Below are 13363 nucleotides of genomic sequence, written 5' to 3'. Positions count from 1 at the left end.
GGAATTGATGTCCGCTAATGGCCAATCTCGCCTGGGGAAAAGCCCTAAAGCGTCTGAACCGTCTCCCGCGCCAGTTCCGCCAGCCGGTGCGCGGCCTTGTCCAGCTTTTCCCCTGCCCGCAGGATCGCCGCGACCCGCGGCAGGTGCGGCAACCGCTCATGCTCCAGCGCCTGGCTGTCCTCCAGGAACAAATGCGTGCGGCAGGTAATGCCCAGGCCCGCTCCGACAGCGGCCTTCAGCGTCGCCAGATTGGGTGTCTCCACCGCGATCCGCCATTGCAGCCCGCTATCCTCCAGCGCCCGGATCGCCGCCTCGCGGAAACGGCACGGCTCCTCCAGCACGGCCAGCGGGATCACCTCCCGCTCCACCAGCGCCTGCTCGCCATACCAGCTCATCGGCGCGACCGTCACCGCATGCGGATCGTTGGGTGCTGCGAAACCCAGCACGATGTCCAGTTCGCGACGGTCCAGCAGCGTCTGCAACTCCGCCGTTCCCGCAACCCGCGCATAGATTTGCGCGTCGGGATGCAGTTCGGAAAAGCGCGACAGCAGTCCGCTCAACAGGCTGTCGGCGAAATCCTGCACCATGCCGATCCGCGCCGGTCCGGCGAAACGACCCGCGCTGACCGCCGCGACCGCCTCGTCATGCAGCAGCAGCACGCGCCGCGCATAATCCAGCAGCACTTCCCCGGCGGTGGTCAGGTTCAGCCGCCGCCCTTCGCGCAGGAACAGCGTCTGCTGCACCAGTTCCTCCAACCGCTTGATCTGAAGGCTCAGCGCGGATTGGGTCACGAACACCTGCTCCGACGCATTCAGCATCGATCCCGTGTCGACGATGGCGACGAAGCTGCGCAGCAGGTTGGTGGGCAGATTGACCGGCATGGAAACCTCGATGAAAAAGAGAAAGCCGCCGATCCGATGCCGGAAACGGAGTCGCGCTCTTATCGCGAAGGCTTATATATCAATCAAAATAGTAGAGATTTAAAGTGGCCATGAAAATCTTGGCCAATACGGTCGAAGCACGGAAACCCGCCATTTCCGGCGGCAGATGGCGCCGGATTTGCGGCCAAACGCGCCCTATGAGCGCCCCTCATAGATCGACCGAGCAAAACTTAATTGAATTGGTAGAGAATTCATGTTGGGCTTTCCCTCACCACGAAGAGGGCGAGTTGATGACGGTTTTGATGGTGGACAGACGCGGTTCCGGACAGGTCGGCGTGCGGGGATTTTCCCTTTCGCGCTTTGGCGGACGCTGGCTGTCGCCCGTCGTCCTGCTGCTCCTCTGGGAATTGGGATCGCGCAGCGGCCTGATCCCGGAACGGACCCTGGCCGCGCCCTCCGCCGTGATCGGCACGCTGCTGGAAATGCTGCTGTCGGGCGAACTGCCGTCCAACCTGCTGGTGTCCTTCGCGCGAGTCGCCGTCGGCCTGCTGATCGGCATCAGCCTGGGCCTCATTCTCGGCCTCGTAGCGGGCCTCTCCCGCGCCGGGGAACTGGCGGTCGATCCGCTGATGCAGATCAAGCGCACCATCCCCGCGCTGGCGCTCACCCCGCTCTTCATCGTCTGGTTCGGCATCGGTGAGACGCCCAAGGTGGCTCTGATCGCTTTCGGCACCGTCTTCCCCGTCTACCTCAACCTCTACAGCGGCATCCGCAGCGTCGACCTGCGCCTACTGGACGCGGCGAAGAGCTTCGGCCTCAGCCGCTGGGAGCAGATCTGGCACGTCGTCCTCCCGTCCGCGCTGCCTTCGCTGCTGGTGGGCCTGCGCTATGCGCTGTCGGTCGCCATCCTGGTGCTGGTCGTGGCGGAACAGATCAACGCATCGGCCGGTCTTGGCTATCTCATCAATAATGCCCGCGATTTCATGCGGACGGACATCATCGTGGTCTGCCTCATGGTCTACGCCATTCTCGGCCTTGGCGCCGACTGGCTGGTCCGCACCGTCGAAGCCCGCGCCCTGATCTGGCGCCCCAGCATAGTGGAGCAATAAGCATGGACGCCCGTCTCGGATTTTCCGCCCTGCAAAGCGCCGCCGACCATCGCGACCCGCTACATTCCGAACTGCCGCATCCCGAACCGGTGGTCAGGCTGCGCGATTTTACCCGCCGTTTCGGTCCCAACACGATCATCGACGGCCTCGACCTCGACATTGCGCCGGGCGAGTTCATCGCCCTGCTGGGCCGCTCCGGCTCCGGCAAGACCACGCTGCTGCGCACGCTCGCCGGTCTGGACGAGGTGCGGGGCCAGGATGTGGAAGTCCCCGACTCCCGCGCCGTGGTGTTCCAGGACGCCCGCCTGCTCCCCTGGAAACCGGTGTGGAAGAATGTCGCCCTAGGCCTGAAGGGCGACCGGCCCCGCGACCGCAGCGAAGCCGCGCTCAAGGAAGTCGGCCTTGGCCATCGGCTCGACGCTTGGCCGCTGACCCTGTCGGGTGGGGAGGCGCAGCGCGTGGCCCTTGCCCGCGCCCTGGTACGCGAACCCAAGCTGCTGCTGCTCGACGAACCCTTCGCCGCGCTGGATGCGCTGACCCGCTACCGCATGCACGACCTTGTCCTCTCGCTCTGGCGCGCCCATCGGCCCGCCGTGCTGATCGTCACCCATGACGTGGAGGAAGCCATCGCCCTGGCCGACCGGGTGCTGGTGCTTGACAAGGGCCGCATCGTTGCGCAGGAACGGATCGCGGTCCCGCGCGGCGACCGCTCGGCCATCTCCGGTCGCCTGCGCGAAAAACTGCTCTCCTATCTGGGCGGCGACGATCATGGGGAGGGCGTCCTGCCCTTCGCCCCCATCGCCGAGGCTGCCGAATGAACGCAGTCGCAGCCATAGCCCGACCCATCGAACCCGCCACCGACATCGCTCGCCTGCGCGGCTTCGTCACCGCCTTCGCCGACCTGCTGGCGGCGACGCGGGACGAAGGCGCGATCCTGGAAAGCGGCCGCGCCCTGCTGAGCCGCCTGATCGCCAAAGACGACTGGCTGCCGGAGGAATTCACCCGCCCGCATCCGGACCGCTACCAGCAATATCTGCTCCATTGCGACAGCCGCGAACGGTTCAGTATCGTCAGCTTCGTCTGGGGGCCGGGACAGGCCACGCCGATCCACGATCACACCGTCTGGGGCCTGGTCGGCGTGCTGCGCGGCGCGGAAAGGGTGGAACGCTTCCGCCAGTCGCCCGACGGCCGCCTTATCCCGCACGGCGAGCAGCTTCTGCACGCAGGCGAAGTCGACGCCGTCTCCCCCCGCATCGGCGACATCCATCGTGTGACCAACGGCCTGGCTGACCGGCCGTCGATCAGCATCCATGTCTACGGCGCCAATATCGGCGCGGTCGAGCGGGCGACCTACGCCCCCGACGGCACCCCCAAGACCTTCATATCGGGTTACGCCAACGGCGTGATCCCCAACCTCTGGGATAGATCGAGAAACGCATGACCACTGAAACGCTGGACCGCACAAGCGACCGCACCTTGACCGCCACGCCGCAGGACATTCGCCGCGCCCTGCTGGTCGGCAGCGAGATCGCCCTGATCGACGTGCGCGAAGAACATGAATTCGCGCAAGGCCACCCCCTCTTCGCCGCCCAGATTCCGCTGCGCCGCATCGATGAGGAAGCGCGCTGGCGCATCCCGCGCCTCGACACGCCGATCATCGTCTATGACGATGGCGAAGGGCTGGCGCGCAAGGCCGCCGTGCGGTTCGAAGGGCTGGGCTATACCGACGTCCGCGAACTGGAAGGCGGCCTCAACGCCTGGCGCGAAGCGGGCTATGAACTGTTCGAGGATGTGAACAGCTATTCCAAGGCGTTCGGCGAACTGGTCGAACATCGCCGCCACACGCCCAGTCTGGCGGCGGAGGAGGTGCAGGCGCTGATCCGGGAAAAGGCCGACATCGCCATCCTCGACGCCCGCCGCTACGACGAATATAATACGATGAGCATCCCGACCGGCACCAGCGTGCCCGGCGCCGAACTGGTGCTGCGGGCGCGCACCATCGCGCCCGATCCGGATACGACGATCATCGTCAACTGCGCGGGCCGGACCCGGTCGATCATCGGGACCCAGTCGCTGGTCAATGCGGGCCTGCCCAACCCGATCTTCGCGCTGCGCAACGGCACCATCGGCTGGACGCTGGCGGGGCAGGAGCTTGAAACCGGCCAGACCCGCGTCGCGCCGGAGGTCGACAATCGCTCGGCGGAGGAGGCCCGCGCCCATGCCCGCGACGTCGCCTATCGCGCCGGGGTGAAGCGCATCGGCTGGGACGAACTGGAGGAATTGAAGGCGGACAAGGCCCGCACCCTCTATCTCTACGACGTGCGCCAGCCCCGCGAATATGAGGGCGGCCATCTGCCCGGCTTCCGCAACGCGCAGGGCGGCCAGTTGGTGCAGGAAACAGACCATAATGCCCCGGTGCGCGGCGCCCGGATCGTCGTCACCGACGATATCGGCCCCCGCGCCGACATGACCGCCTCCTGGCTGGCGCAACTGGGGTGGGAGGTGTCCGTGCTGGACGTCGACTGGTCCACCGCGACGCTGGAGAAAGGCCCGGACGGCGCGCCTAGCCCACGCGGGCCGGAGGGACGCTACAAACGCCCCTATGAAGGCACCGACAACAAGGCCGCCGCGATGCAGGCCTATCTCGACTGGGAATATGGCCTCGTCGCGCAACTGGAGCGCGACGGCACCCACGGCTTCTTTGTCATCTGATCTTTTGAGAGGCGACCATGAGCGTCAAATTCATCGGCTATATCGGCTTCAACAACGGCTCTGAAACCCAGTCGGCGGTGCGCAGCCGTGCCCTCGACAAGGATTATGTCGAGGCGGCGGCCAAGGCGCAGGAAAAGGGCGGCTTCGACCGCGTGCTGATCCCCTTCGGCTCCAACAGCCCCGAAAGCCAGATCGTCGCGGCCCATGCGGCGGCGATTACATCGACGCTGGGCTTTCTGGTCGCGCACCGGCCCGGCTTCACCCAGCCTACGGTCGCGGCGCGCCAACTCGCCACGCTGGACCAGTTGTCGGGCGGGCGCGTCGCCGTCCACATCATCACCGGCGGCGCCGACGCGGAAATGGCGCGGGACGGCGATACGAGGAGCGTGAAGGCGGAACGCTACGCCCGCACCGACGAATATCTGACCATCCTGCGGCAGGAATGGACGGCGGCCCAACCCTTCGACCATCAGGGCAAGTTTTACGACGTGAAACAGGCGTTCAGCGCCGTGAAACCCGACAATCTGCCGGTCTTCTTCGGCGGTTCCTCGCCCGAAGCGATCGACGTCGCCGGACGCCATGCCGACGTCTACGCCCTGTGGGGAGAAACGCTGGAATCGGTGCAGGACAGCGTCCGGCAGGTCCGCCGCTCGGCGGCGCGCTATGGCCGCAATCCGGGCTTTTCCCTGTCGCTCCGCCCGGTGATCGCCGACACGGAGGAAGCGGCCTGGAAACGCGCTGCGGAGATCGAGGAGCAGGTGCGCGAAAACCGCACCGCCGCCGGGCTGCCGCTCACCGACCATCGCCCGGCCAATGCCGGGTCGCTCCGCCTGCTGGAAACCGCCAGCGCCAACCGGCAGGACAAGCGGCTGTGGACCGGCGTCGCGGCGCTGACCGGCGCGGCGGGCAACAGCACCGGCCTTGTCGGCACCCCCGAACAGGTGGCCGACGCCATGCTGGATTATGTCGACATCGGCATCGATCATTTCCTGATCCGCGGCTTCGATCCGTTGGCCGATTCCATCCTCTATGGCCGGGAACTGCTCCCCATCGTGCGGCGCAAGGTCGCCGAACGCACCCAGGCCGATCTGGCGCTGGCGGGCTGATATGGCGAAGATCAGGGGCGCGATCATCGCGGTGGCATTGGTGGCGGCGGCGGGCTTCGGCCTTGCCGCCGCGAAGTTCAGCGGCGGCGGCGATGACAAGATACTGCGCGTCGCCAACCAGAAGGGACAGGTCAAATCCATGATGATCGCGTCGGGCGTGCTCAAGGACGCGCCCTATACGGTCGAATGGTCCGAATTCCCGGCGGCCCAGCCCTTGCTGGAAGCAGTGGGCGGCGGCGCGGCCGACCTCGGCCTCGCCGCAGACGCCCCCTTCATCTTCGCCTATCAGAGCGGCAGCCCGGTCAAGGCCATAGGCGTGCAGACGCCCGCCGCCCAGGCAGGCGAAGCGCTGGCCATATTGGTGAAGAACGGTTCCCCCGCCCGGTCGGTGCAGGATCTGATCGGCAAGTCGGTCGCGACGACGCGCGGGTCCATCGGTCACCATCTGCTGCTCCAGGCGCTGGAGCGGGCGCATATCCCGGCGGACCGGGTGCGCGTCACCTTCCTGCCGCCCGGCGACGCCAAGGCCGCCTTCGACAGCGGCGCCATCGACGCATGGTCCACCTGGACGCCCTATACCAATGTGGCGATCAAGGAAGGGGCGAGGGCGGTCGTGGACGCGAAGGATTACGGCCTGCCCGTCTATATCGACATCGCGCATGCCGGCTCCATCGCCCCCAAGCGCGCCCTGCTCGCCGATTTCCTCCAGCGGGAGGCGAGGGCCGTCCAGTGGGCGAGGGCGCATCCCGACGAATTCGCGCAGGTGCTCTCGAAGGAGACCGGCCTGCCGCTGGACATCGCCCGCGCCAGTTTCGACCGCAACAACCGCGCCGCCCAACCCATAGATGGCAGGATCGTCGCGCATGAGCAGGCGATCACGCAACGCTTCCAGCGCGCCGGCCTGACCGACGGCAAGCGCCCCGTCGCGGAGGCTTTCGACACCAGCTTCAGCAAGGGCGGGTGAAGCGGATTTCGCCCCTCCATCACTCATTCGATCCCGAAATCCGCCGCAAAGGAGCATCCCCATGGCCACAGTCTTGAAGGACGACCGTTTCCGCCAGTCGGGCGTCAGCGAAGCGGAATGGAAGGTCCGCGTCGACCTTGCCGCATTCTATCGCCTGTCCGCCCTCTATGGCTGGGACGATTTCATCTACACCCACATCTCCGCCCGCGTGCCGGGGCCGGACCATCATTTCCTGATCAACCCCTTCGGCCTGATGTTCGATGAGATCACCGCGTCCAGCCTGGTCAAGGTCGACCTGGACGGCAATGTCATCGGCGAAAGCGACTACGGCATCAACTATGCGGGCTATGTGATCCACAGCGCGATCCACGACGCGCGCGAAGACGCCCATTATATCGCCCATTTCCACAGCGCGGACGGCATGGCGGTGTCCGCCCACGCCGAAGGGCTGCTGCCGCTCAACCAGCGCGCCCTCTCGCTGATCCCGCGCCTGTCCTATCATGATTATGAGGGCGTGGCGCTGAATCTGGACGAACGGGAAAGGCTGGTCGCCGATCTGGGTGACACCAAGTTCATGCTGCTGCGCAACCACGGCACGCTAGCGCTCGGATCGACGCCGGGCGAAGCGTTCAGCGGCATCTATCATCTGGAGGAAGCCTGCAAGGCGCAGGTTCGCAGCCTGGCGGTCGGCCGCGACAATGTGCTGATCGCCCCCGAAGCCGCGCAGGAGGAAGTCCGCCGCCAGATGGGCCGCGATCGCAAGCCGGTAGAGGGCGCCCGGTCGCACCACGACCTCGTCTGGGAAGCCGCGCTCCGCAAGGCGCAACGCCAGTCGCCCGGCTTCGACGCCTGACCGAAAGCTTTGCAAGTCCCGCTGTAGGCAAGTCGCGTAAAATGAACCGCATTTAAAAGAGGGGAGGGGCGTCAACCGCCTCTCCCCCTTGGTTTAGACGCAGCGCCCGGTTATCCACGCAGGATGAGTGGTGAGACCGTGACGACAGGACAAGCAGGGAAACGCTGGCAAGGCGGCAGGCTGCCGCGTGCCGAGGTGGACCGGCGTATCGACCGCCTGCTCGATATCGCGCTGGAGGAGTTCGCCCTTTCCGGCTTCGGCGGCACGAACCTTGATCGTCTGGTTGATCGGTCGGGCGTCAGCAAGACCACCATTTACCGGCGCTTCGGCAGCAAGGAGGGTCTGTTCACCGCGCTGATCCATCGCAGCATGGAAGCGGTGCGTTCCGTCCTTTGGGCGTTGAAGCTGGACGTGAATGATCCGCTCGGAACGATTGAGCGGTTCGTCTCCGCTTATACGCAGGTTGCCGTCTGTCATCCGATGGGGCGAACCCTGCTTCAGATCGCGGTGGCGGAGCGGCGTGACTTTCCTCATCTTGGCGCGATGCTGCTTGCCGATGCCTATGAAGGCATTCGGCCGATCAGCGATTATTTCGGACGGTTGATGGCCGAAGGCGTGTTGCGTCCCGGCGATCCATCGGAGGCAGCCTTCGACCTGCAAGGGCTTATCACCCAGGGATTCCGCGTGATGGTGGATGATATCGCGTTCGTTCACCGGGAGGGACGTGCGCGCGAAATCGCTGAACGATTCCTGCGGGGGTGGTCCTGACACCATCCGACAGGCTTATTGCGGGCGATAGATCATACCCATGATGCATGGCGATCATGACTGATTTTTGCATGCAAATTTAGCTCTCCACCGCGATAGCGGCGCGATGGCCTTCGGGCCCGTCCGGCCATCGCGCCGACAATCCAGATGAGAGGGGAGCTCATGACCAGATTCAATCTTGCCGTGCAATTGCTCGGCACCGCCGCCATTATTGCCGGTATGTCCGGTGCTGCCACGGCGCAGACCGACGCGACGGCGCAAGCGAGTCAGCCGACGGACGACATCATCGTTACGGCGCAGCGCCGTTCGGAACGGTTGCAGGACGTTCCCGTCTCCGTCACGGCGCAAAGCGCAGAGCAATTGCAGAGCGCCAATATCAGCAACGCTCGCGACCTGACGCTGGTGACGCCGGGCCTGCGCATCGAGGCGAACGGCATCAACGCCCAGCCCGCGCTGCGCGGCGTGTCGTCCACCCTGGGTTCGTCCAATGCGGAAAACAATGTCGCCACCTATGTCGACGGCGTTTATCAGCCGAACATCACCGGCGCCTTCTTCTCATTGCCGGATGTCGAGAATGTCCAGGTGTTGAAAGGCCCTCAGGGCTCGCTTTACGGCCGCAACGCGACCGGCGGCGTGATCCTCATCAACAGCAAGTCGCCGTCCTTCACTCCGCAGATGAACCTTGGCCTGTCCTGGGCCCATTATGGCCATGGCAGCGAGGGGGAATTGAACGCCCAGGCGTTCGTCACCGGCCCGATCATCGACGATGTGCTTGCCGCCAGCCTGACGCTCAGCAGCCGGGAACTGGGCAGCTATGTGCGCAACGTCGCGACGGGCCGTAACACGCCGGACAATCACAACCGCTTCCTGCGCGCGAAGCTGCTGTTCCAGCCGACCGACCGGATTCGCCTGGAAGGCGCCTTCAGCTATAATCGCGAAAAGAACGCCATCGACCTGGCTTATGCCAACTACAGGGGCGTGAACGCGCTCGCCGGGGTGCCAGGTGTGGTCATCGCGGATCAACCGTGGCAGACGTCGTCGGACATCGACAGCTATATCGACATCGACATGAAGAGCTACTCGCTCAAGGCCGATTTCGAGACGGACTATGGCACCTTCACCAGCATGACCGGCTATATCGACTATAGCACGCCCATCATGCAGGAGGCCGACTACAGCAATTTCGCGGGTGGCGTGTACGATATATTCAGCTTCTCCAAGTCCTTTTCGCAGGACTTCTATTTCACGTCCAATCCCATCGGTCCCGTATCGTTCATCGCCGGCCTGAACTATTATCGCCGGAAGGTCGGCGACACCCCCGCATTCATCAACATCCCGGCCTTCGGCTATATCGACAATATCTACAATCACAGCGTCAACAGGTCGCTGGCAGCCTTTGTCGAAGTAACCTGGAAGGTTACCGACAGGCTGAAGGTCATCGGCGGCGGCCGCTATACCTGGGACAAGAATAACGGTTTCGCCAACGGCTTCAACGACGCCACGCCGGAAGCCTTTCTGGGTGAGGTCAAGTCCAGGAAGTTCACGCCGCGCGCCGCGATCATGTTCGACCTGACGGACAGCCTGAACCTCTATTATAATTATGCGCAGGGCTTCAAGGCGGGCCTGTTCAACACTATCGCCCGCCAGGCGACACCTGTTCGCCCGGAATTGTTGAAGTCGCACGAGGTCGGCGCGAAATTCAAGTCAGGGTCCATCGCGCTCAACGTCGCGGGCTTCCATTACGACTATAAGAATTTGCAGGCGACGACGACCGTGGGCGGGGTCAGCACCTTGCAGAATGCCGGATCGGCCGAGATTTACGGCATCGACGCCGATGCCAGCCTGCGCGCCAGCGACGATCTGACGCTGACGCTGGGCGCTGCCTGGCTCCATGCGAAATATGACAGCTTCCCCAATGCCAGCCTGGTGGAGATGGTCACGGATCCCGATTTCGACGGAACTCTCGACGGGCGCGCCGATATCAGCGGCCAGCGGATGATCCGCGCGCCCAAGTTCACGCTGAACGGCCTTGTCGACTATCATCATGATTTCGATGCCGGGCGCCTCGCCCTGTCGGTGAACGGCTATTATTCGACCAGGGTGCGCATGGCGCTGGAAAGCCGTGTGTCGCAGAAGGACTATTTCATCGGCAATGCACGTCTTGCCTTCACCCCGGCGGATACCGGCCTTACCCTGTCGGTCTTCACGCGAAATTTCACCAATGCCAAGGTGATCGGGTCGACTTTCGTCAATCCCAGCGCGGACGCGATTATCTATTCGCCGCCGCGCCAGATCGGTCTTGGTCTAAACTATAGCTTCTGACGAATGCGCGTTACCGGCCGGACACACCGGCCGGTAACGCGCCGCATTATCTGCGCGCATCCTTCAGGATCAGCGCGGCGGCGCGGACCGCCATCGCCATCACCGGCGCATTGGTGTTGCCTGACGGCTGCGTCGGCATCACCGAACAATCCATCACCCTGATGCCTTCCAGTCCCAGCACGCGCAGGCGCGGGTCGACCACGGCCATGGGGTCGTCCGCTGCGCCCATGCGGCAGGTGCCGACCGCATGGGCGCAGCTCTGGTCCCGGTGCGCGGCGGCGATGATCGCTTCATCGTCATCAGGCATGGCCGTGCCGGGAAAGCTTTCTTCCACGATCAGCGAAGCCAGCGGCGGCGCGGCCGCCAGACGCCGCATCAGGCGGACCATGTCCACCGTGACGCGGCGGTCATGCTCCGTCGCCAGATAATGGGGGCGGATGCGTGGAGGAAGGCCCGGTTCCGGCGACACGATGTCCACGCTCCCCTGGCTGGTCGGCCGAAGCGGATAGGCGAACATCTGCATGCCGGGAAAGGGTTCGAACCTTATCGTTTTCGCGCCCAGGTCCAGCGAGAAAGCGGAAAAGGTGATCTGAACGTCGGGCCGGTCGAGATCGGGCCGACTGCGCGCAAAGGCGTTGAGGTCATAGGTTCGCGCCAGCGCGCCCCGCCGCAGCAGAGCGTAGGCCGCGACATTGGCCGCCAGCCGCCCGCCGGAAAAGGCGCGATTGTCACCCATCCACTCGCGCAGGCGATGCTGCATCATGACCAGCTTATGTTCGCGCAGATTGCGCCCGATGCCGGGCAGCATGTGCCGCAGGGGTACGCCAGCCGCCGCCAATGTCTCCGCAGGACCGATGCCCGATCGCTGGAGCAGCGCAGGGCTTTCAATTGCGCCCGCGCACAGGATGACCTCGCCAGCGCGCCATGCTCGCCCGCTGGTCTCGACGCCGATCACCCGCCACCCTTCGAACAGCAGCTTGTCGACCAAAACGCCCGTCTCGATGTGCAGGTTGGAGCGGCGCTCGGCGGGGCGCAGGAAGACATGCGCGGCGCTCATGCGCCGTCCGCGATGGATGGTGCATGGCGTTGGGCCGATGCCGTCCCCATCCACCGCATGGCGCGCCCGCCGTTCCGGCAGGCCGATGCTGCGCGCCGCTTCGACGATCGCGCGAGACAGCCGCGTCTCCCGTTTCGGAATCTCGACCGGCAGGGTGCGTTCCAGTTCCTCGAAAGCCGCGGCCATCGTCACGCCGTCCCAACCGGTTGCGCCTTCTGCCGCCCAGCCGTCATAATCCTCACGCTGACCGCGGACATAGATCATGCCGTTGACGGCGCTCGACCCGCCCAGAGTGCGTCCGCGAACCCACATCGGGCTGGCCGCCCCGTCCGGTTCGCCGCTTTCCACCGGATAATACCAGGTCAGCATGGGGTCCGCGAGCGTCCGACCAAATCCACGCGGCATGCGGATGAAAGGCGAACGGTCGGGCGGTCCGGCCTCCAGCAGCAGAACCTTGTTGCGCCCATTGCGGCTCAGCCGCTCTGCCAGCACGCATCCGGCCGATCCCGCGCCCACGATGATATAGTCGAAAAAAGCCGCCGGTTCATTCATGGCATGCGGCGGTCGGCAATGCGGTGATCCATCGCAATTGGAACATTTGGCGCAGTCATGCCCTCGGCGAATTCTTCGACCAGAAAAGCTATCATGGCGCGGATGCGAAGGGGCAGATAATGGCGATGCGGATAGATGATGTAGAGGTCGCTGCCGCCCTCGATTGCGCTTTCCACCTCCCATTCCGGCAACAGTTCGACCAGCGCCCCCGTCTCCAGATGCGGCCGGGCGGCATGGCTGTCGATGACCGTGGGGCCAAGGCTGCTCAGCGCGGCATCGACGACCGCCTCGATTTGCTGCGTGATGATGATCCGGCATTGGGGTTGGACCAGGACCGGAATATGGTCCTGACAGTCCCGGCGGCGGAACAACCAGCTACATTCTGTGTCGCCATGACGCACGTTGATGCAGTCGCGATGCGATAAGTCCTCCGGATGTTGCGGCGCGCCGTGGCGCTCGACATGGACGGCGCTCGCCACGAGTTTCAGCGGCAGCCTGTGCAGCCGGCGACAGATATAGCGGCTGTCGTCGGGTGCGCCGGACCGCACCGCCAGATCATGGCCGTTGGCCACCAGATCGCCGCAATCGTCGGTAAATGCGATCTCCACCCGCAGTCGAGGGTGGCGCTCCAGCAACCGGGGCAACCGGGGCAATAGCTGCGACTTGCCGAATGCGCTGCCCAGGGCGAGGTTCACGGTTCCTTCCACAGTGCCGCGTGCCGTAGCCGCAATGTCCTCCGCGCGTTCCAGTTCGGCAAGGCTGCGGCTGATCGCGTCATGAAGTTCCGCGCCCTCTTCGGTGAGGCTGAGTTGCCTGGTGGTGCGGTTGAACAGGCGGATGCCCAATTCATGTTCCAGCCGCGCCACATTCTTGCTGATCGCGCCGGGTGAACAGCGCAACACTCGCGCCGCTTCGGTGAAGCTGCCGCTTCGCACGGACTGGGCGAAGGCCGAAAGAAGACGTAGATCGTACATCCTGCCCCCTATCCTCCATGCCGTTGCTGGCGGAGGATGCGTTCGGGGCGGGGATGGGGCAAGGG

The 13363-nt window shown here is 64.8% G+C and carries 12 protein-coding genes; 9 read left to right on the top strand and 3 right to left on the bottom strand.

Annotated features, from left to right (window positions below; genetic code table 11):
• Positions 1 to 44 precede the first annotated feature (44 nt).
• Positions 45 to 881 (bottom strand): LysR substrate-binding domain-containing protein, encoded by an 837-nt coding sequence (locus BV95_RS18640; RefSeq protein ID WP_013054006.1) that lies wholly within the window; start codon positions 879 to 881, stop codon positions 45 to 47.
• Between the two features lie 290 nt (positions 882 to 1171).
• Here BV95_RS18640 and BV95_RS18635 point away from each other — a divergent pair, with 290 nt between their 5' ends.
• From BV95_RS18635 to BV95_RS18595, 9 genes are all read left to right on the top strand, one after another.
• Positions 1172 to 1990 carry an ABC transporter permease gene (locus BV95_RS18635; RefSeq protein WP_037455640.1) on the top strand — a complete coding sequence of 273 codons (819 nt, stop codon included), beginning with the start codon at positions 1172 to 1174 and terminating at the stop codon, positions 1988 to 1990.
• 2 nt (positions 1991 to 1992) lie between these two features.
• Positions 1993 to 2808 carry an ABC transporter ATP-binding protein gene (locus tag BV95_RS18630; RefSeq protein WP_037455639.1) on the top strand — a complete coding sequence of 272 codons (816 nt, stop codon included), beginning with the start codon at positions 1993 to 1995 and terminating at the stop codon, positions 2806 to 2808.
• On the top strand, positions 2805 to 3431 hold the full coding sequence (locus BV95_RS18625; protein WP_037455638.1) for a cysteine dioxygenase family protein: 627 nt from the start codon (positions 2805 to 2807) through the stop codon (positions 3429 to 3431). The genes BV95_RS18630 and BV95_RS18625 overlap by 4 nt, the downstream gene beginning before the upstream one ends.
• Positions 3428 to 4702: a rhodanese-like domain-containing protein gene (locus BV95_RS18620; RefSeq protein ID WP_037455635.1), complete on the top strand. Its 1275-nt coding sequence runs from the start codon at positions 3428 to 3430 to the stop codon at positions 4700 to 4702. The genes BV95_RS18625 and BV95_RS18620 overlap by 4 nt, the downstream gene beginning before the upstream one ends.
• A 17-nt stretch (positions 4703 to 4719) precedes the next feature.
• Positions 4720 to 5808 (top strand): LLM class flavin-dependent oxidoreductase, encoded by a 1089-nt coding sequence (locus tag BV95_RS18615; RefSeq protein WP_037455633.1) that lies wholly within the window; start codon positions 4720 to 4722, stop codon positions 5806 to 5808.
• Between the two features lies 1 nt (position 5809).
• Complete coding sequence (locus BV95_RS18610; RefSeq protein WP_037455630.1) at positions 5810 to 6772, top strand: ABC transporter substrate-binding protein; 963 nt, start codon at positions 5810 to 5812, stop codon at positions 6770 to 6772.
• 61 nt (positions 6773 to 6833) lie between these two features.
• On the top strand, positions 6834 to 7625 hold the full coding sequence (locus tag BV95_RS18605) for a class II aldolase/adducin family protein (protein ID WP_037455627.1): 792 nt from the start codon (positions 6834 to 6836) through the stop codon (positions 7623 to 7625).
• Positions 7626 to 7748: 123 nt separating this feature from the next.
• Positions 7749 to 8393: a TetR/AcrR family transcriptional regulator gene (locus tag BV95_RS22820; RefSeq protein ID WP_081873454.1), complete on the top strand. Its 645-nt coding sequence runs from the start codon at positions 7749 to 7751 to the stop codon at positions 8391 to 8393.
• A 162-nt stretch (positions 8394 to 8555) separates the two neighbouring features.
• On the top strand, positions 8556 to 10715 hold the full coding sequence (locus BV95_RS18595) for a TonB-dependent receptor (protein ID WP_037455626.1): 2160 nt from the start codon (positions 8556 to 8558) through the stop codon (positions 10713 to 10715).
• 46 nt (positions 10716 to 10761) lie between these two features.
• Here BV95_RS18595 and BV95_RS18590 read toward each other — a convergent pair whose 3' ends face one another.
• On the bottom strand, positions 10762 to 12324 hold the full coding sequence (locus BV95_RS18590) for a GMC family oxidoreductase (RefSeq protein ID WP_037455624.1): 1563 nt from the start codon (positions 12322 to 12324) through the stop codon (positions 10762 to 10764).
• Positions 12321 to 13298 (bottom strand): LysR family transcriptional regulator, encoded by a 978-nt coding sequence (locus BV95_RS18585; protein WP_051749888.1) that lies wholly within the window; start codon positions 13296 to 13298, stop codon positions 12321 to 12323. Before BV95_RS18585 ends, BV95_RS18590 begins: the two co-directional genes overlap by 4 nt.
• Positions 13299 to 13363 lie beyond the last annotated feature (65 nt).

The sequence above is a fragment of the Sphingobium chlorophenolicum genome (assembly GCF_000722875.1).
GTDB lineage: Bacteria > Pseudomonadota > Alphaproteobacteria > Sphingomonadales > Sphingomonadaceae > Sphingobium > Sphingobium chlorophenolicum.
This window is presented reverse-complemented; position numbering and strand designations above follow the sequence as displayed.